The following is a 19,723-nucleotide window of genomic DNA, read 5'->3' as shown; positions in this document are numbered from 1 at the left end:
GGTTCGACTTGCAACACTTGGAGAACATTCGGTAGAAGTATGTGTTTACGGTAAGAAGTACGAACTTTCACAAGATGCAACAGAAATTATAATTCCATCAGAATGGAGAGGATAGGCTATGGTTGCAGAAAAGAAAGATTGGTTGATAAGGGACATAGGCTTTTCCGAGGAACGTATTACAAACAATGGGAACAAATTTTTATGTGGTAATGGTTATGTAGGAATAAGAGGCAGTCTTGAGGAATTTGAAAAGGAACATTTACCAGCCATTAATCTAGCAGGAATCTATGATCAAGTTGGAGATGGTTGGAGAGAACCCCTTAATGCCCCCAACGGTTTATATACAAGAATAAAAATTGATGGAGATTATTATGATTTGCCAGCGAGGGAGGCGGCAGAACATGAACAATCGCTTGATTATCGCCATGGAATTGTTACAAGGGTAACGAAATGGAAGACAAGACGAGGAAATATTACCGTAACAAGTGAACGATTCGCTCACTATGACGAGTTCCATTTAATTTGTATGAGATACAGTGTGTTTGCTGATTTTCATGCAGATGTAGAGATACTAACTGGAATCGATGGAGATGTATGGGATATTCATGGACCTCATTATAATCGAATCCTATTAGAAGAAAATGGTGATTTGCTATACGCCACAGGAATTACGCATGAAAGCAAAGATCAAGTTACTGTAGTAGAGGGAGTTTCAATAAATCATCCTTGTGAAAGGAAACAGAAAAAAGAAGGACGAAAGATTCTGCATCGCATTTGCCTTATAACAGAGGAAAACAAAAACATCAATGTAGACAAAATGATTGCTGTATATACAAGCAAAGACTGTGAGAAACCAGATATGGAAGGGCAAAAACTTGTAAATGTGTTTTTGCAAAAAGGATATGAGGTTACAAGAAACAGTCATATAGAAGCTTGGGAAAATCATTGGAAAACAGCAGAAGTCTACATTGATGGTGATGCAAAAGCGATGGAAGCTTTGAATTATTCTCTTTACCATCTACAATGCATTGCTCCAAGACATAGTGAGAGTCTATCGATTGCCGCAAGAGGTTTATCAGGGCAGACATATAAAGGTGCTGTGTTCTGGGATACAGAAATGTTTATGTTGGATTATTTCCTATATACACAACCAGAGGTGGCAAAAACCTTACTTCGTTATCGTATTGATACACTTGATGGAGCAAAGAAAAAGGCGGCTGGTTATGGATATCAAGGAGCTTTCTATGCTTGGGAAAGTCAAGAAGGCGGCTATGATGCATGCAGTGACTACAATGTTACCGATGTATTTACAAAGCGACCTATGCGGACACATTTTAAAGATAAGCAGATTCATATATCGGCTGCGATTGTATATGGAATTATGCGCTATGTGAACGTAACAGGAGATACAAGCCTTCTTGAGCAAGGTGGTTTTGAAACAATACTGGAATGTGCGAATTTCTATGAATCACTTTTAGTAAAGAAGGTGAAATCAAACCAATACGAGCTTCATGATGTAATAGGGCCAGATGAGTACCATGAACGTGTGAACAACAATGGTTATACAAATCGTATGGCGAAATATACATTTGAAGTGGCGGCGAAACTGTTAGATGATTTAGTAACATTTTCAGAAGATGTTATCGCAAAGATAGGGAAAAATTATAATGTAGTTCAGTGCAAAATAAACTTTCAGGAAGCTGCGGAGCGAGTTCTAATACCACAGCCAGATGAAAAAGGTGTGATTGAACAATTCGAAGGATATCATCTATTAGAAGATGTATCTGTTGAAGAGGTAAAAGGAAGACTTCTGCATGAAAAAGAATATTGGGGTGGTGCTTATGGTGTTGCATCTCAAACACAAGTAATTAAACAAGCAGATGTTGTAACTTGGTTAACGATGTTTCCAGATGATTTTTCAGAAGAAGTTATGTTAAAGAATTGGAAGTATTATGAACCACGTACCGAGCATGGCTCTTCACTGAGTGCTTGTATGTATGCATTACTTGCCTGTCGATGTGGAATGCCAGAGAAGGCTTATCCATTCTTTATGAAATCAGCAAGTGCTGATTTGCTCCCAGGAGGGAAGGAATGGGCTGGACTTGTTTATATCGGAGGTACGCATCCGGCAGCAGCAGGTGGTGCTTATATGACGGCAATTAGAGGTTTTGGTGGAATCTATGTTGAAGATGGCAAGCTAAAAGCAAAACCTCAGCTTCCTGAACAATGGAAGAAACTGAGGTTTACGGTTCAATATCAAGATCAATTATATGAAATAACAGAAACAAAAGACAGTACAGAAATAAACATTTTATAAGGTACGAACGCTGTTTCGTTCAACCAAGTGTATGGGCAAGACAATTTCCGTTTGTGAAAGGGTCTTGCCTTCTAATTTTTGTACCATAAAATCGACGGCGACGTTTCCTTTCAGTTGCATATCTTGGTGAATCGTAGTCAATGTTGGAGTAATAATTTGGCTGATATATAAATCATCGAATCCCATAATAGAGATATCTTCTGGGACACGGATGCCATTGTTGCGTAGTCCGGTAATAATACCAGCCGCCATAATATCTGCGGTTGTAATGATTGCAGTAACTTGAGGATACTCTATAAGTTTATCGCTAAGTTGTTGGCAGGAATCAAGGTCCATTTCGTATTGAAACACAATGTCTTTATTAAAAGGAATTCCAGCTTCTGTAAGTGCTGATTTATAGCCAAGAAAACGTTCCTGCAATACGCCTCCATCTTTAATAGAAGGGGAAGCAAACGCAATGTGCTTGTGACCATGTTCAATCATATATTTAGTTGCTTGGTAACTTCCTTTGAAGTCTTCCAAGCCGACATTACAAAAATTCGGATGATGTACATAACTGTCGATGAAGATAATTGGAAGTTTTAAGTCAGTAAGTGCATCAAAGAAACTATCACGGAACATACCTGTGATAAACAGACCATCAACATTCCATGTTTGTAAGAATGCAAGTAATTCGTCACTTGTTTCAACAGTACGAACCATAAGGTAGTAGCCATGTTCACGTAATACGGATTCGATAATACCAACAAAGGTAGCCTGAAATGGGTCATCCATGAAGTTTTGTTCTTTATCCGTTACGATATGGTTGATAAGAGCAACCACTTTAGAGGAATTGGATACGAGTGCTCTTGCAGACATGTTTGGAATATAACCAAGTGTTTTTATGGCTTCCTGTATTTTGCTTTCTGTTTCGGGAGAAACACGAGTTGATCTTCCATGAATTACATTGGAAACAGTTGTGCAGCTAACACCTGTATAGGCTGCGATATCTTTGATGGTTGCCATAGTAGAGCACCTAACCTTTCATTAGTTTTATGTTAAACCTAAGTAATACAATAACACGGAATTGGGGAATTTTCAATAAACTTTTGGTAGTAGAGGTGGGGCGAAACTCAATTTACTTTTTGGGGCTTCTTGGTTAACGTACGTTAACACAAAACACGCTACACATCTAAGGACTTCTAGGTGTATACGGATAGGTTATCTAGAAGTTACGGAAACGCTCTCGATTCGGCATCCTGCCTCAACGAGAGCTGGCTCGGCGTCCTTGCCTCGCCTTCCTAGGTTGTGGGGTATACACCAAGAAGTACTATAGATGTTTCGCTATCGTTTTTTAGTTGACCTACGTTAACCAAGAAGCAGTCAAGGGTGTTGAGAGTTTCGCGAGTGCTTCAAAGGATATAAGGGTCAAAACCACCTAAGTAATTCTAAATGTGTAAGGATAGGTTATTGAAAGTTTACGGAAAAGCTTTCCTCGGTTGTATCGTATACAGCAAGAAGTGCTGTAGATGATTTGCTATCGGTTTTTAAGAGTGTTCTTTATTCTTTGTTAATATACGTTAATCAAGAAGAAGTCAAGGATTGAGAGTTTTGCAAGTACCTAATATAGATTTTAAACTTAAGGAGGATTTTATTATGATTAAGGGAATTATATTTGATTTAGATGGAGTTTTGGTTTCAACAGATGAATTGCATTATGAGGCTTGGAAGCAATTGGCTGAGGAGCTTGGGATTACGAGTTTTACGAAAGAGGATAATGAGAAGCAGCGTGGGGTAAGCCGTATGGAGTCGCTGGAGATTGTTTTGAATAAGGGTGATAAGGTATATTCAGAAGAAGAAAAAGAAGCGTTAGCTGAGCGTAAGAACGATTGCTATAAAGAGTTACTAGAGACATTAGATGATAGTGCAGTGTTATCTGGTGTTAAGGAGGCGATTTCTTATCTGAAGGAGAAAGGGTTGTTAATCGGTGTTGGCTCGGTAAGCAAGAATACACCTGTGATTCTTCAGAAAACGGGCTTAGAAAGCTATATTGATAAGGTGAGTTGTGGACTAGATATTACAAATTCGAAACCTGATCCAGAAGTTTTCTTAGTCGCAGCGAAAAAGCTGGAACTTGAGCCAGAGGAGTGCTTGGTAGTGGAAGATTCCGAAGCAGGAATTGTAGCTGCGAAAGCGGCTGGTATGAAGTCATTGGGGGTTGGGCCTTACTATAAGAGTCTGGGTGCAACGTATGAAGCGACAGGGTTAGATGCTGATATTGATTGGGAAAGTATTTTAGAAGGATAGATAACTTGGGAAATAGTAACTTGAGAAATGAAAACTATTAAGATGGTGGGGGCGCATACATGCAAAATAAAAAGAATAAGGTGGAGAATATAGTTATTATGTTATTAAGTATTGCAATTCTTATTAGTGTTGGTTTGATTGTTTATAGTAAGACAAGTGCTAATGAGAAGAATACGGTTGCTTCGAAACTTGTATTATATGAAGGCCCGAAATCATTACAAGATGCGACGGAAGAGGATTTGGTTTCGGGGTCAGAAGAAAGTCGTGATTTTACGTTAAAGCATTGTGTGGATACAAGGATTACTGTAGATGGTGAAGAGTGCTATGTCTATGATACAAATGTAAATCATACAAGGCAGTGGGTAAGTAATTATCTACCTCCAATTTCTCGAACACCTATTACCTATTTTGATTTTGAAGGCAGAGCAGATATTGTTATTACTGTACCAGAGAAAGATATTGAAAGTGTGCAAATCAGTCCGTTAAGTTATGGAATCAAGCCAAAAGTAAACAAGAAGGAGCATACCGTTTCTTTCTCAATTACAACACCAGATACCTACACAATTCAATTTAATAATTCTCCAGATCGAGCGGTACATATCTTTGCAAATCCAATGGAACAAGATATACCAGACTTTAATGATGAGAATGTCGTGTATGTAGGGCCTGGGGAATGGGATATTGAATCGATTGCATTAGAGAGTGGTCAAACACTCTATCTTGCTGGTGGAGCTGTCGTTCATGGAACAATTAATGGAAACTTCGTAAATAATGTAACTGTTTGTGGTAGAGGAATTATAGATGGTTCAAAATACGAAGGTTGGAAGGGCGGAACAGCCTATATTCCTTTGAAATTTGATTATTGTAAAAACATTGTATTAAAAGATGTTATCGTATTGAATTCAAATGCATGGGTTTGTCAGGCATATAATTCTGAAAATGGTGTTATTGAAGGCATAAAGATTATCTCGCCTAGACCGAATGGAGATGGAATTACATTACAATCTTGCAAGAATTTTGAAGTAAAAAATTGTTTTGTTCGAAGCTGGGATGATTCGCTTGTAGTTAAAAATTATAGTGAAAATTCTGAGAATATTACATTTTCAAATATGCAGTTATGGACAGATTTTGCGCAATCAATGGAAGTTGGTTATGAAACAAATAAAGGCAACCGAGAGAATGCTTCAATAACAGATGTCACATTCGAAAACATCTGTGTACTCAATAATTTTCACAAGCCAGTCGTTTCTGTGCATAATGCAGATGATGCTATCGTATCGAATATTGCATTCCGTAACATCATAGTAGAAAACGCGCAGATGGGTAGTGGAGATGGTAGTGAGATGCCATATTTGATTGATTTGCATATTGCGCAAAGCTCTAATTGGTCTGCAACAAGAGAGAGAGGACATATTAAGGATATCGTAATTGAGAATGTTAATGTGCTTTCTGGAAAGAATGCGCCATCTCGAATAAAAGGTTTTGATGATACCCATACAATTGATGGTGTTACGATTAAGAATCTTGTAGTATTAGGCAAGCAAATCAAAGATTTTTCCGAAGGGCAATTTGAGATTGATGCTAATTCTACGAAGAATTTGGTGATTGAGTAAGGTGATTTCATGAGTCAAAAGGTTTATTTCATCTTAGGAATGAATACTTGAAAAGAGTTATTCATTTGAAATTGATTGATGTACTTGTGTATGGTGGGTTTTGAATGCAAAACTTTGATTGTTTTTATAGCTTCTTCACTGATGTTCTATAACACAAAACACGCTACTCACCTAAGAACTTCTAAGTGTGTACGAATAAGTTATCTAAGCGGTTCAGAATCGCCTTCGATTCGGCATCCTGCCTCAGCTCAGGCTGGCTCGGCGTCCATGCCTCGCCTTCTTAGATTGTTAATGTACACACTAAGAAGGTCTATAGGTGTTTCGCTATCGTTTTTTAGTTATAGAACATTAGTGAAGAAGCAGATATACGTAATGAAGTTTTGCATAGATATGTTATTGATACACAAGTACAGGTAAGATGTTGAATGAATAACTCTTCTCAAGTATTCATCTTTATCTTTGCTGATAACCTTTTGACTTTTGAAGTTTTACTTAATAACTCGAATTTTACTCAATTGTTAGAAATGGAAAGGGGGATATATAATATGACCAAGAAAAGAATTGTAATTATAATATTAAGCGTAGTGTTAGTAGGTACAATTGGATATGGGATAACTCAAGGGAAGGGCAGTAAGAAGCTACATGCAGAGATTACGAAAATAGAAGCACCCGAACAGACAGAAAGTGAAGAGAATCCTGCTTTTATAAAAGAAGAATATGCTTCAGTGCTACCAGAAGGAACAAATATTGCCCCTGAAGGTAAGGTTGATGCAAATGGATTCAATCAGACATTTACTCCTCGTAAGGCTGTTGATGGAATGACAGATGGAGCTTCTTACTGGGAAGGTAGCGCAGATAGCTATCCGAATGAATTGTTAGTGAAATTTAAAGAAGAGAGAAATATACATGCAATTCGTGTTGCTTTAAATCCTGCGAGTGTTTGGGGGAAACGTACACAATCGTTTTATGTGACAGTATCCTACGATGGAGAGTCCTATGAAACATTAGTTGAAGAAAAGGCGTATGATTTTGACCCAGACAGAGGAAATGAAGTAATTATTGAATTTGATGATATTGACGTAAGAGCTGTTGCTTTGAATTTTACTGCAAATACGGGAGCGACAGGAGGGCAAGTAGCTGAGTTTGAGATTTATAGTAGATAAGTAATAGGGGAATAAATAAGTAACACAGACAGAAAAACCGCCAATATCAATTGATATATGGCGGTTTAAATAGTTAGGTTATCTTTTAATAATTGATGTTTGAAGAAGAAGTAATCCTTCAACCAGCCCGACACAAAAACTAAAAGCATGAATAATAATCGTAGAATAGTTACCCATGAAGTTTCCGATAAAGAAATAGCAAATAAGATATATAATCATAAAATTATACCATTTTACTTGAAATAGGTTGGGATATCTTAACCATAGAATTAGTAAAATAGCCATTAAGGAATAAAGGAAAACCGAGGAACCATTTCCATTAATACAATCCGACATATATCCATAAAACAAACAACTTGAAAAAATATCGGAAGAAAGATAGATAATAAGTGTCCATTTCCAACCCAATTTTTTCTCCAGTAGGCTACCAATATAAAGTAGTGCGATTACATTAGCAATTAAATGTAATGGACTGGAATGTAACAAAGAAGCAGTAAGTACACGGTAAAAGTCACCATTCAATTTGTGAAAGCCACTTCCTGATAAAGCATTAAAAATTGTGTTATTCCCTATTATTATATTTGCGATATATATTGTTATAAATAAGACGGCAAATATAATAGAAACAATATTTTTACTAAAAATTTTCTTAATTATAGTATCTATAGGATATCAACTCCAACTCTATTGTGATAGTTCATTTCAATAAACAAAACGAATCTATATACTAAGTCCTTTTCCATCTTCACAGCCAAGCATAATGTTTAAACATTGAATCGCTGCGCCTGATGCACCTTTTCCAAGGTTATCAAATTGAGAAGAAAGAAGGATTCTGTCTTCGTTACCGCTTACATAGATGTTTAATCCATCAAAACCAGTTAAATGATTACCACTTAGGAAACCATTTGTCTCACTCTCAGCGCCTAAAGGCATAACATGAACAAGTGGCTGGTTTGCATAGTATTTAGTTAAATATGCATGGATAGTTTCCGGTGTTTGTTTTCCTTTTAGAAGTTCTGCGTAAAGAGGTACTGTTACAAGCATACCGCTATAATAATCAGCTACGATTGGGGAGAAGAGAGGTTCTCTGTCTAATCCAACAATCTTTTTCATTTCTTTAAGGTGCTTATGTTGTTGTGTTAATGCATATTCTCTTGGTGCAGAATAGTCAGCATGGCGATTGGTATCTTCGTATTCCGCAATCATACCTTTTCCACCACCGCTGTAACCAGTAAGAGAAAAACTACTGATTGGATAGTCAGAAGGTAAGATATCTCCAGTGGCTAGAGGATAAACAAGAGAGATAAATCCTGTAGCATGACAGCCTGGAACTGCTACAAAACGTCCTTCTTTGATTGCGTTGCGATGATTGGTTGATAATTCAGGGAATCCATAAGCCCAATCTGCTTCTGTACGATGAGCAGTAGAAGCATCAATAATACGAACGTGATCGTTTTCAACTAATTGTACAGCTTCTCTTGCAGCAGCATCTGGTAAACATAAAAATGTAATATCTGATTCATTGATTTTCTTCTTACGTTCTGCTAAGTCTTTTCTAAGTTCAGGGTCAATTGTGATAAGTTCAATGTCATCACGATTCATAAAACGTTCATTGATACGTAATCCAGTTGTTCCTTCACTACCATCGATAAAAATCTTTGTTTTCATTAAATATAACCTCCTAGGTGAATAATTATATAATTAATATTCATAAAAATGCATAATCACAGTATAAATATACATTATTATAACCCGATAAGATTAAAAATACAATATCTAATTAACTGTAATCATGAAATTATGAAGGGTTCGGAATATTAATGCAAAAATAAATAGAAAGAATTCACAGAATGTTCGCAGTTTTAACAAACTTTCAACGGCTTCTTTTGCTATAATGTACATAAAAATAATAGAACTGGAAAATAAAGAAACTGTTCAGAAAAGATTATCGAAAGGTATTTTAGGTGGAAAAAACGAAGAAGAGAGGAGATTAGGAAGCATGATAAGGATAATTCGAGTGAAAGACAAATCTCATAAGCAAATGTCTGTCCTAGCAATGATTGTGATGGATGTTGCGTTGTATCTTATCTGTATGGGAGCGTTTCTATTATATTTTTATATATTGCCACATCATTATAATAATTCGGGAAAGGTAGTCGCATCAACAGATTCGAATATAGAGCAATTTGCATTATCAGATGAAAGTGCAGAAGAAGCAGAAGATACATCAAGTGCAGAAGATTCTTCAGCGTCTAAAAGCTTTAGCTCTAATGATACATCAGGTAGGAAGAAAGGAGAATCAAGTAATAGTAAATCAGGGCGAATTCCAAATGGAGTTAGCAATGAAAACACAAGTGAGCAACAGGCTGATACAAATGCAGGTTTAAATATAGAAGAGAGTGAAAAAAACAGTGAAGTAGTACAAAGCTATACGGATGATAAGGTGAATCTGACGGTAAGTAAAGTTTCTATAGGAACGGGTTCTGATAAGATTACATATTATGTAGCAGATGTAAAGGTTAGTAACATCACTTATCTTCGTACAGGATTTGCTTCTGGAGAATACGGTAAGAATATAAGAGCATCAGTTCAAGATATGGCGAATGATTATAATGCAATCTTGGCAATGTCAGGTGATTATTATGGAAACAGCGATACGAGCTTTGTTATTCGCAATGGAGTATTGTATCGAGATGATATTGTAGGAACGGATATCTGCGTGCTATTCACGGATGGAACAATGAAAACATATTCACCAGAGGAGTTTGATGCAGATGAAGTTATCGCAGCAGGAGCATGGCAGGCATGGAATTTTGGACCTTCTCTATTAGGTGAGAGCGGAGAGGTAGCATCAACATTCAATACAACTTCCTATCTGAATAGTGAGAATCCAAGAGCAGCTATTGGATACATAGAACCCGGACATTATGTATTTGTAACGGTTGATGGGCGTGATGAAGGATACAGCAGAGGTGTTACGTTAAGTGAATTGGCAGGAATTATGTCTTCACTAGATTGTAAGGTCGCTTATAATTTAGATGGCGGTAAATCTTCCGCAATGGTATACGATGGTGAGTATGTGAATCAACCAGCAGATGGAGGAAGAACAATAAGTGATATCATATATATTGGAGTAAATGAATAGGGCGAAATATGGAAAGTTTTCGACTGGAGAAGAATAGGAAGGCAGGCATAGAATGATAAGAAAGATACTACCTCATATTGTAATTGTGTTAGCGGCAATGTTTATAACATTTTGGATATTAGATCAATTGAATCCGAATATGAATTTTATCAATAATTCGATATCGAATGCATTATTATTAGTATTTTGCATTACATCATTTATAAATGCGATTCTTTCCGTTGTTTGGTATCGAAAAAATAAGAAGTGTGAATAATATTAATATAGAAACGTGGATTGACTAAATTGTAAAAATATTGTATTATAATAATAATTACTATTGTTATTAATGGCTTATAGAGAAGGGGGACAATATATGAATAAGAATGTATTTCGTAATTTGTCATATGGTGTATATATTATCTCAACATGGGATAATGGCAGACCGACAGGGTGTGTTGCCAATAGTGCAATGCAGATTACCTCAGAACCAGCAACAATTGCAATAAGTATTAATCATGATAATTACACAAACCAATGTATCAAAGAAAATGGTAGATTTGCAATTTCGATTTTATCGGAACAAACAAATCCACAGATAATAGGAACATTTGGTTATCAATCAGGTAAAGATGTAGATAAGTTTGCAAACGTAGATTATGAAGTGAAAGGTATGTTACCAGTAATCAAAGAATCATGTGGATATATTGCATGTGAAGTAATGAATACAATGGAGACAGAGACGCATACAATTTTCCTTGGCAAAGTATTAGACGGTGATGTTATAGGAGTTGATGATCCTATGACATATGCATATTATCACAAAGTAGTTAAGGGTAAGAGTCCAAAGAATGCACCGACTTATATAGCGGAGTAATCAAGTATAGGTAGTAGTAGGAAACCAGTAAAGAGAATGGTATAGTATCTTTACTGGTTTTTTGTTTTAAGTAAAAATTACATATGCACGATATAAAGTACGCATCATAATATAGAAAGAGAGATTATGAAAGAGGGACGTTTTTGCATGGCAGAGAAACATTATTTTGCGTGTGCCAACTCAGCAAAAGGATTTCAGAATATGTTTGACTTGAATCTACAAGGGTTAAAGAAAATATTTATCTTAAAAGGAGGCCCAGGCACTGGTAAATCCACTTTGATGAAGAAAGTTGGGAAAATATATGCAGACAAAGACTATGATGTAGAGTATATTCATTGCTCATCCGACCCAGATTCGTTAGATGGAGTAATTGTGCGTGAATTAAGTGTGGGAATTGTTGATGGTACAGCACCACATGTAATTGAACCAAAGACGGCAGGTGCAATTGAAGAATATGTGAATCTAGGAACTGCTTGGGATATTGAATTGTTAGAGAATAAAACGGACGAGATTCAAGCGGTACAAAAACAGATTAGTGAGTGCTATCCAAAGGCGTATGAAACATTTGCAGCAGCGTTAAAGATTCATGATGAATGGGAGCACATCTATATCGAAAATATGGATTTTGAGAAAGCAGATAAATTAACAGAACGTGTATGCGATACGTTATTGGGAGACTGTGAAAAGCAGGACGGAGGTGTAACAAGACATCGTTTCTTTGGTGGATCAACACCAAATGGTGCTATGGATTATGTTGTGAACATTACAGAAAATTGTAAGAAACGCTATTTTATAAAAGGCAGACCAGGTTCAGGAAAATCTACTATGTTGAAGAAAATATTGAGAAAAGCAGAGGACTTGGGACTAGAAGTAGAAGTTTATCACTGTGGTTTTGATCCAAATAGCTTAGACATGATCCTTATTCCTAAACTGGAATGGTGCATCTTTGATTCAACAGCACCGCACGAATACGAACCAAGTCGCGAGGGTGATTCCGTAATTGATATGTATGCCGAATTAATTAAGCCAAATACAGATGAACAATACGAACAGAAACTAAATGCGATTAAAAAGCGTTACAAAGAAACCGTTGCAACAGGAACATCCTATCTGAAAAAGGCAAAGGAGTTGCATGATGTACTGGAGCAATATTATATAGCTGCAACAGATTATAGCATAATTGAGAAAACGACAAGCGATGTGGTAGAGCGTATTGCGGAGAGGGAAAAGAGGGGAAGGTAGAGAAGGAAGAAAAGGAAATAAGGTTTGGGGACTGACTTGTGTATTTTTAAATGAATACAGGAGTCAGTCCTTTTGTAGTTCTTGAGAAACGTGTATTCTATAAAGCGTAAAAGTATTTAGTTATGGCTACAAATTCAGTGTGTTTGTTAGATATCATTGTTAGTGAAAAGTACAATTAGAGCCACCAATCCAGTTTCTCGTGTTCCGCTGTTAAGTTTAAATGGCTGATGTACGATATAATATATATTTAGTGTCCGAGATAACAAGATGGATTTATAAAACAAAATAAAAAAGTAAAGTGTTTGACTAGATATAGTCGAACAACAAACACCGTAGTCATGGGGGGCAGCCCTAACCATGAGTTTTGAAAAGGAGGTAAGCATTATGGTACGGATAGCTGTTTGCGATGATGAAAACAATATATGCTCTCAGATTGAACAATATATTCTAATGTTATGCAAAAAATTGTGTGTTCAATTTGAGGTTGAAGTGTATTACACAGGAGAGGGTTTATGCGAAAAGCTTGCTGATGGGATATGCTATGATTTGATTTTTTTGGATATTGAGCTTACAAATATGAACGGATTAGAAGTTGGGAATAATATACGTGATGTGTATGATGACGAAATCACTCAAATTGTTTACATATCAGGCAAATCGGAATATGCATTAGAATTATTTGATATTAATCCTCTTAATTTCTTAGTAAAACCACTAAGTTGTGAAAAAATCGAAAAGGTTATAAACAAGTATTTGAAAATAAATCACCTTCAGACCGGCATTTTTTCATATAAATATGGACATGATACATTTCAAATAATGATAAAGGATATTATCTACTTAAAGAGCAAAGGGAAGAAAATAATGATAAAATTAAAAAATAGAGAAGAGGATTTTTATGGAAGTTTAGAGGAAGTTTTTCACACACAGCTTAAAATGTATGGATTTTTGTTTATTCATAAATCTTTTGTTGTAAATTATAGCTATGTTTCTATTTTTGAATATGAAAGAGTAATTCTGTCAGATAATACTGTTTTGTCTATTGGACAATCGAAAAGGAAGGAAATAAGAAAAATACAAAACGAACTGGAAAAAAGGAGATCATAAAATGGAGGTTTTTAGAATCATTTATGTGACGGCAAGTATTTTTATGGTTTTTACGGTAGATAGATTTATGAAAGTTTTTTTTGAAAAAAGGAAAACTCCATTTTTTGTATATCTTTTATCCTTCATGTTATATCTGATTATAGTTAATGTTGCGTTTTTCTCCTCATATCTGCCAATAATAAATTTGTTGACTAATATTTCTATGATTTTTTTGATAACACTGAATTATGAATCGACAATGAAAAGAAAAATTTCTGCCGTTTGTTTCATATATTTATTTATGTTTATTACTGATATATTGATATCCAGCTTAGTAGGTAATTTTAATATTTCGCCGTTAACACAGGTTAAAGGTGATTTTACATTTGGATTGATTATTATGAACTTTTTGTTATTTTTCGAGGCTATTTTGGCGCAGAACTTTAAAAATATCCGAAAGAATAATCCTGTTTCAAACATATTCTGGATTTCGTCATTTACTATTCCTGCATCTTCAATTTTTATTGCAGTAACGATTCTTAATTCAATGAATACGAGCCAGATAATAAAAGTTATTTCTATAGTAGTAATCTTCCTCATTAATATACTGACATTCTATCTGCACGATTCGCTGTCGGCAGCATACGCTGATAAATTAAACGCAACGATTTATGAGCAGGAAAAGGAATACTATTATAATCAATGCGAATTAATGAGGGAGTCAATGGAGGATTTGAAATCTTTCAGACACGATGTAAAAAGTCATTTATCAACTGTAAGCGACTACATAAAATATAATCAATCAGGAGAGGCGGAGAAATATTTATTTACACTGATAGGCGAGGTAGGAGATTATCCGATTTACAGTGATACAGGAAATACTGCTTTCGACAGCATTATCAACTACAAGCTCCGTAATGCAAAAGAAAAAAATATAAACCTTCAAATTAATATAGCAGTGCCACCGAAATTAAACATTGATGTATCAGATGTTGTTGCAATCGTAGGAAATTTACTGGATAATTCCGTTAACGCAGCCCTTAAAACGGAGGAAAAGAAGATATTTCTAAACATATATTTTAGCAAGGGGAGGATAATTATAAATATAGAGAACACATTTAACGGCGAGGTTAAGTATGAAAATGGAGAGATAGTTTCATCAAGTGAAGCTAAGGAACATGGTTATGGTCTTAAAAACATAAGAAGGTCCATTGAAAAATATAAAGGATATATGGAAATAAATCATACCGATTCTTTGTTTTTTACAAACGTTCTTTTATATGTGCAATCTTCCTGAAACAAAAAATACAGCGTATAAAACCGCATGACTAAATGTAATAGTCATGCGGTTTTGAGTAAAATCTTGTTTCGTTCCAAGGAAACGTATAGTTCATTCCAAGTTCCCGCACAAGGTCCAAATTTATGTTACAATTTTGAAGAGCATTAAAAATGCTGATTCTTATTTTTTATTATCAAGAAATAGGACAAAATCTTAGTTTGTGGCAAAGAACACAAGGAAAGGAGAAACGGCTTTGGAAAATGCAATTGAGCTATATCTACTCTACTACTGATTCGAACGTATGTTTTAGATGATTAAAGACATTCGCTAGATATTATTAGAATAATTGAGGTGTAAATACATGAGCATGAAGATCAACAATACAATATACAATCAAACCTATCAGCCAGTGGCACAACAAAGTAACGCTGAGAATAGTACATTTTCTCTTCCGACTCAGTCAAGCGAAGAGGTAAAACATATTTCCATATCAGATGTGTTTGAAGCCAATTGCGAGGGGAAAGGCATAGATATAAATAGTGATGAAGCCCAAAAGGCTTGGCTTTCAAATGCGATACAGTTGCCGGAGGGGATTGGATTAACAGGCAAGCGGATGATGGAGTTTCTCGAATCCCAAGCTGCACCAATTATTTATAATTTTGAAGAATTGTATAATAAATTCGGCATTAATGTCCAGTGGGAATACGAAAATGGATATCCGGTGAGGGGCATAGTAGAAAGTAGCGCGGAGAATCATCGCGCCTTTATCCGAATGAAAGCCTATATGGACAATATTGCTATTCAGCAAATAGATGCTGGTAACAAGTTTGTTACACATCCGAACTCTGTTTTGTATGAGGGTTTGAACTTATAGCTGACAGAAATACCAGAGAAAATAACAATGCAAATGAATGCCATCCATGTGTTAGCACATAGGATGGCATTTCTGTTACAATCCATTAAACGTTTCTTCAAAACCTCCTATGGAATTTTCATCTCATATGATGATATGGAAAAGAAAATCGATTAGGATAAAAAATACTTGTAAAACAAGGTGATAGATTATATTATTTTCATAACAGTGGGAATAAGCCAAAGAGGAGAGTATATGAAGAAAAAAACATGGATTACTACAATTATAATCATCTTTATAGTGGGAGCAGTCATCATAGGTCATAGATGGATGAAGGATTTATCATATGCTCCTGTGCTTCATGCTGTGAGTATGGAACAGGCACGAGAATATGCAGATAGCGATGATAACTATTATATTATTGCTTGTGGTTACACTACTGGCTACGGTTATTACATTTCCTATGGAGAGCATGAAAATACATGGATTCAATTGAAAGGTGACACGCCGGAGCAAGTACTTAAACAAGAGACTTTTATGTTCGAAACCGACAATCAATTTCTTGTCAAAGGGACTTTATCAGAAGAGCTTGACGATCCTATGTTTGAAATGAGCTTACATGTAGATACGTGGGAGATTATTGAGCCAATTAAACGTAATTATGATGATACATATGGTCGAATAGGAAAAACTAGAACGTTCACGCCAAAGGGTTATATAGACGAATTTGATATAGAGAATGGGGATTGTTTTGTGTCTCCATAACATATACAATATATTTGATAGAACGACTATAAGAAACCAAAAGACAGTTTTGTGAATAAGTACTGGGAGAAAAATATGTTTAAAAAGTTGAAGCCAGCACAGATATTTCTGTTTGCAATTATTCTCACAGCAATCTTTACAGCGTTTACATTTTCAAAATACAATAAATCAGGAGAACATCTTGATAAGTATGAGACGCAGGAGTTTGGAGAGCCGCAAATATATGTAGATGGGGTAGCGTACGAGGGCGAAATTGCTTTGCCAATGCAAATTGATTGTGAAATGAATGGAGTAGTGACGTTAAAGAATACGATACCAGTAAGTGACTTAGAGTATTATAGTTTGTGCTTTCGAAGTAGACAGCAATTTGTTAAAGTATATGTTGATGGAGAAGAGATATACAGCTATGGTTATAAAGAGGAGCGATTGACAAAAGCACCGACTAGTGCATGGCAGTCAGTACAACTGAAAAAATCATATGAAGGAAAAGAGATAATAATACAGTTGAGCTCACCATATGCAAAATATTCAGGTGCAATAAGTGAGATTATATACTGTAATCGATGTGATTACCAATCGTATCTTATAAAAAGGTATATGCCAGGTTTTGTTGTGTCATGTGTAATAATATCGTTAGGCGGATTTATATTAATGGTATTTTTATTAACAGTGGCATTGAGAAAAGTTTTTTGGGCGTTATTTTACATTGGTATATGTACGATATTAATGGGAAGCTGGTCGTTAGGAGAGAGTAGAATAGTTCAATTTATGTATGGGAATTTAGATATTATTCTTATGACCACATTATTGTCACTCACATTAGCATTATACCCATATATACTTTTTATGCGGGAACTGATTGAAGATGCACATAAGAAATATTTAGATGTAATAGTAGCAATAAATGCAATGAATTTTATTCGGTGTATAACGTTAGCATTATTACAAAGAAGAGACCTTATTGAGACAATTGATAGTGTGCTGATTCTAAGTGTGGTGTGTATCATCATAGTGCATGTTATACTGATACATGAATTTTTCCGAAGTAAGGAGAAAAAGAATAAATTATATACAGCAGCGTATTTAGCTATGACAGGGATGCTATTGATGTTTGCATTTTTAGAAGTGATTGCGTATTATTTAAATGCATTTAGAGAGTATGGTTTGTTTTTGAGAATAGGAATCTTGCTTTATATGGCAGTATTGACATTGACAGTGGTTACTAGATATTTGGATTTAATTACGGAAGCAAATGATTTGCGTGAAAAGCTGTTACAAAGTCAGGTTACCTTGATGCTTAGTCAGATACAACCGCATTTTCTATATAATACATTAACAGCAATACGAACATTAATAAAGAGAAAGCCAGATGAAGCATATAAATTAGTTGGGCATTTTTCAAGGTATCTTAGGACAAACTTGAATTCTATAAATGGAAAAGAGCTGATACCTTTTGCAGAAGAATTGAATCATATTCGAACATATGTTAATATTGAATTGGTGAGATTTAATAATCAGTTTGAGGTCTCATATGATATTGATATAGAAGATTTTTTAGTGCCTCCACTTAGCATTCAGCCGATTGTTGAGAATGCGATTAAGCATGGAATCTGCAAGATGATTGAAGGTGGTGTTGTTACAATTCGTACTCGCCAGATAGGGGAATCCATAATAATAGAGGTAATAGATAACGGTGTAGGATTTGATGTTACACAATATGAGACTGACGGTGAGGAGAACGGGGATAGTAACTATACTTCTGTCGGAATCAAAAATATAAAGATGCGATTAACGAACATCTGTAAGGCGTCATTTAAAATAAGAAGCCGTGAGGGATTTGGAACAATGGTAACGGTAGTTTTACCAAAGAAAGCATTGCCATTGTCGTAAAAGAGGAAACTAGGAGGGATAGAATTGAAAACAATTCTTGTTGATGATGAAATACTTGCAATGGAACAATTTGAGATTGAATGCGAGGATATGGAGGAAGTAGAAGTTATAGGTAAGTTTAACCTTCCAAGTAAGGCAATTCAATTTGTGCAAGAAAATCATGTAGATATCGCAGTATTAGATATTGAGATGCCAGAGATGAATGGTATTGAATTGGGGAAAAAATTAAGAAGTATTCGACCAGATATTATAATTATCTATGTAACCGGATATGAAAATTATGCATTGGAAGCATTTAAAGTATATGCACTGGCGTATATATTAAAGCCGTTTGATGCAGAAGAGATTATGCATGCTATTAATACGGCTAAATTATTAGTAAAAGGTAATAAGAAGGCGGTTTATGCGAAGACATTCGGAAGATTTGATCTATTTGTTCAAGATAAGCTAGTTTCCTTTACGAATGCCAAGGCTAAGGAATTACTTGCATTATGTATTGATCGCCAAGGGGGAATGGTGACAATGGAAGAGGCAATAGATAAGCTTTGGGAGGATAGAGAGTATGATGAACGAGTAAAGAATCTTTATCGCAAGGCAGTAGTGCAATTGACAGCTACGCTCAAGCAAGCAGGGGCGGAAGAAGTATTCATAAGTCAACGGGGTGTTTGTCATATCAATAAAGAGAATGTCGATTGCGATTACTATGATTTATTAGAGGGGAATACAGAGGCAATAGATAACTTTCATAGTGAATATATGTTTGAATATAGCTGGGCAGAGAAGACATTATTAGACATAGAGGACTTTTTAGAAAAAAAAATAAAAAAAGTTTGATTTTTAAGATGAAAAGTCACGCTTCAGTCACACTAGAACGGTTATAATAAAATCATAAAATAACAAATAAAAAATTTGTTATTGTAATTTCATTAAAGTTTATTCCCCGTTTACTTTAGTGAAATTATTCCCTCCCCCCCTCGGAACAGTGTTTCATAATATCTGAAAAGGCATCTTTGCAGAACAAAGATGCCTTTTTGGCATCCTAATATATAGAATAAAAAGTACACACTCAAAATATAATTGATATGTCTATATTTTGAGTGTGTTTTTGCTTGTTCTTTCAATGATATGTTCAAATGCACATACTCATAATTGTCCATAAATGGATAAAAGATGCAAAGTGCACAAAAAACGAATGAAATATTAAGAAAAAATAAAAGAAATAGCTAGT

The 19,723-nt window shown here is 35.3% G+C and carries 16 protein-coding genes and 1 pseudogene; 14 read left to right on the top strand and 3 right to left on the bottom strand.

The features are described 5' to 3' along the window. Nucleotides 1-118: 118 nt before the first annotated feature. Nucleotides 119-2,317: a glycosyl hydrolase family 65 protein gene (locus tag RMR19_RS18235; protein ID WP_310604934.1), complete on the top strand. Its 2,199-nt coding sequence runs from the start codon at nt 119-121 to the stop codon at nt 2,315-2,317. On the opposite strand, the gene RMR19_RS18230 is transcribed toward RMR19_RS18235, so the two are convergent. Next, on the bottom strand, nt 2,312-3,322 hold the full coding sequence (locus RMR19_RS18230) for a LacI family DNA-binding transcriptional regulator (protein ID WP_310604933.1): 1,011 nt from the start codon (nt 3,320-3,322) through the stop codon (nt 2,312-2,314). The two genes, RMR19_RS18235 and RMR19_RS18230, sit on opposite strands and share 6 nt — an antisense overlap. A gap of 630 nt (nt 3,323-3,952) precedes the next feature. On the opposite strand from RMR19_RS18230, the gene pgmB reads away from it, so the two are divergent. From pgmB to RMR19_RS18215, 3 genes are all read left to right on the top strand, one after another. After that, nucleotides 3,953-4,603, top strand: coding sequence for a beta-phosphoglucomutase (gene pgmB, locus RMR19_RS18225; protein WP_310604932.1), 651 nt, complete (start codon nt 3,953-3,955; stop codon nt 4,601-4,603). A gap of 59 nt (nt 4,604-4,662) precedes the next feature. After that, nucleotides 4,663-6,216, top strand: a complete 1,554-nt coding sequence (locus tag RMR19_RS18220; RefSeq protein ID WP_310604931.1) for a glycosyl hydrolase family 28 protein — start codon at nt 4,663-4,665, stop codon at nt 6,214-6,216. 545 nt (nt 6,217-6,761) lie between these two features. Beyond that, the gene (locus RMR19_RS18215; protein WP_310604930.1) at nt 6,762-7,379 is read left to right on the top strand and encodes a discoidin domain-containing protein; all 618 of its coding nucleotides are present in this window, start codon (nt 6,762-6,764) and stop codon (nt 7,377-7,379) included. A 78-nt stretch (nt 7,380-7,457) separates the two neighbouring features. Here RMR19_RS18215 and RMR19_RS22205 read toward each other — a convergent pair whose 3' ends face one another. Together RMR19_RS22205 and argC are read right to left on the bottom strand one after the other, a co-directional pair. Next, nucleotides 7,458-7,901 (bottom strand): rhomboid family intramembrane serine protease, encoded by a 444-nt coding sequence (locus RMR19_RS22205; RefSeq protein ID WP_442871552.1) that lies wholly within the window; start codon nt 7,899-7,901, stop codon nt 7,458-7,460. A 198-nt stretch (nt 7,902-8,099) separates the two neighbouring features. Next, nucleotides 8,100-9,047 carry an N-acetyl-gamma-glutamyl-phosphate reductase gene (argC, locus tag RMR19_RS18210; RefSeq protein ID WP_310604929.1) on the bottom strand — a complete coding sequence of 316 codons (948 nt, stop codon included), beginning with the start codon at nt 9,045-9,047 and terminating at the stop codon, nt 8,100-8,102. A 331-nt stretch (nt 9,048-9,378) separates the two neighbouring features. Between argC and RMR19_RS18205 the strand changes: the two genes are divergently transcribed. The 10 genes and pseudogenes from RMR19_RS18205 (at nt 9,379) to RMR19_RS18160 (ending at nt 19,329) form a co-directional block, all read left to right on the top strand. Further along, entirely contained in the window at nt 9,379-10,524 is a 1,146-nt protein-coding gene (locus tag RMR19_RS18205; protein WP_310604928.1) for a phosphodiester glycosidase family protein, read from the top strand. 52 nt (nt 10,525-10,576) lie between these two features. Then, nucleotides 10,577-10,780, top strand: a complete 204-nt coding sequence (locus tag RMR19_RS18200) for a hypothetical protein (RefSeq protein WP_310604927.1) — start codon at nt 10,577-10,579, stop codon at nt 10,778-10,780. A gap of 99 nt (nt 10,781-10,879) precedes the next feature. Next, nucleotides 10,880-11,377, top strand: a pseudogene (locus tag RMR19_RS18195) (flavin reductase family protein); the annotation flags it as partial. A 150-nt stretch (nt 11,378-11,527) separates the two neighbouring features. Next, on the top strand, nt 11,528-12,622 hold the full coding sequence (locus RMR19_RS18190) for a PRK06851 family protein (protein ID WP_310604926.1): 1,095 nt from the start codon (nt 11,528-11,530) through the stop codon (nt 12,620-12,622). Nucleotides 12,623-13,006: 384 nt separating this feature from the next. After that, a complete protein-coding gene (locus RMR19_RS18185) occupies nt 13,007-13,729 on the top strand; it encodes a LytR/AlgR family response regulator transcription factor (RefSeq protein ID WP_310604925.1) in 723 nt (240 codons plus the stop codon). Nucleotides 13,730-13,967: 238 nt separating this feature from the next. Beyond that, nucleotides 13,968-15,005: a sensor histidine kinase gene (locus RMR19_RS18180; protein WP_310604924.1), complete on the top strand. Its 1,038-nt coding sequence runs from the start codon at nt 13,968-13,970 to the stop codon at nt 15,003-15,005. Nucleotides 15,006-15,348: 343 nt separating this feature from the next. Then, nucleotides 15,349-15,861 (top strand): hypothetical protein, encoded by a 513-nt coding sequence (locus RMR19_RS18175; RefSeq protein WP_310604923.1) that lies wholly within the window; start codon nt 15,349-15,351, stop codon nt 15,859-15,861. A gap of 234 nt (nt 15,862-16,095) precedes the next feature. After that, entirely contained in the window at nt 16,096-16,605 is a 510-nt protein-coding gene (locus RMR19_RS18170; RefSeq protein ID WP_310604922.1) for a hypothetical protein, read from the top strand. A gap of 75 nt (nt 16,606-16,680) precedes the next feature. Further along, nucleotides 16,681-18,495, top strand: coding sequence for a sensor histidine kinase (locus RMR19_RS18165; protein WP_310604921.1), 1,815 nt, complete (start codon nt 16,681-16,683; stop codon nt 18,493-18,495). Between the two features lie 24 nt (nt 18,496-18,519). Then, nucleotides 18,520-19,329: a response regulator gene (locus RMR19_RS18160; protein WP_310604920.1), complete on the top strand. Its 810-nt coding sequence runs from the start codon at nt 18,520-18,522 to the stop codon at nt 19,327-19,329. The last annotated feature ends 394 nt before the right edge of the window (nt 19,330-19,723 follow it).

The sequence above is a fragment of the Anaerosporobacter sp. genome, from assembly GCF_031551385.1.
Classification (GTDB): Bacteria; Bacillota; Clostridia; order Lachnospirales; family Lachnospiraceae; genus Anaerosporobacter.
This window is presented reverse-complemented; position numbering and strand designations above follow the sequence as displayed.

Excerpts from the sequence above, each read along its gene's own strand:
- RMR19_RS18235 (WP_310604934.1), top strand. The coding sequence starts at position 119 with ATGGTTGCAGAAAAGAAAGATTGGTTGATAAGGGACATAGGCTTTTCC.
- RMR19_RS18230 (WP_310604933.1), bottom strand. The coding sequence starts at position 3,322 with ATGGCAACCATCAAAGATATCGCAGCCTATACAGGTGTTAGCTGCACA.
- pgmB (WP_310604932.1), top strand. The coding sequence starts at position 3,953 with ATGATTAAGGGAATTATATTTGATTTAGATGGAGTTTTGGTTTCAACA.
- RMR19_RS18220 (WP_310604931.1), top strand. The coding sequence starts at position 4,663 with ATGCAAAATAAAAAGAATAAGGTGGAGAATATAGTTATTATGTTATTA.
- RMR19_RS18215 (WP_310604930.1), top strand. The coding sequence starts at position 6,762 with ATGACCAAGAAAAGAATTGTAATTATAATATTAAGCGTAGTGTTAGTA.
- argC (WP_310604929.1), bottom strand. The coding sequence starts at position 9,047 with ATGAAAACAAAGATTTTTATCGATGGTAGTGAAGGAACAACTGGATTA.
- RMR19_RS18205 (WP_310604928.1), top strand. The coding sequence starts at position 9,379 with ATGATAAGGATAATTCGAGTGAAAGACAAATCTCATAAGCAAATGTCT.
- RMR19_RS18200 (WP_310604927.1), top strand. The coding sequence starts at position 10,577 with ATGATAAGAAAGATACTACCTCATATTGTAATTGTGTTAGCGGCAATG.
- RMR19_RS18190 (WP_310604926.1), top strand. The coding sequence starts at position 11,528 with ATGGCAGAGAAACATTATTTTGCGTGTGCCAACTCAGCAAAAGGATTT.
- RMR19_RS18185 (WP_310604925.1), top strand. The coding sequence starts at position 13,007 with ATGGTACGGATAGCTGTTTGCGATGATGAAAACAATATATGCTCTCAG.
- RMR19_RS18180 (WP_310604924.1), top strand. The coding sequence starts at position 13,968 with ATGAAAAGAAAAATTTCTGCCGTTTGTTTCATATATTTATTTATGTTT.
- RMR19_RS18175 (WP_310604923.1), top strand. The coding sequence starts at position 15,349 with ATGAGCATGAAGATCAACAATACAATATACAATCAAACCTATCAGCCA.
- RMR19_RS18170 (WP_310604922.1), top strand. The coding sequence starts at position 16,096 with ATGAAGAAAAAAACATGGATTACTACAATTATAATCATCTTTATAGTG.
- RMR19_RS18165 (WP_310604921.1), top strand. The coding sequence starts at position 16,681 with ATGTTTAAAAAGTTGAAGCCAGCACAGATATTTCTGTTTGCAATTATT.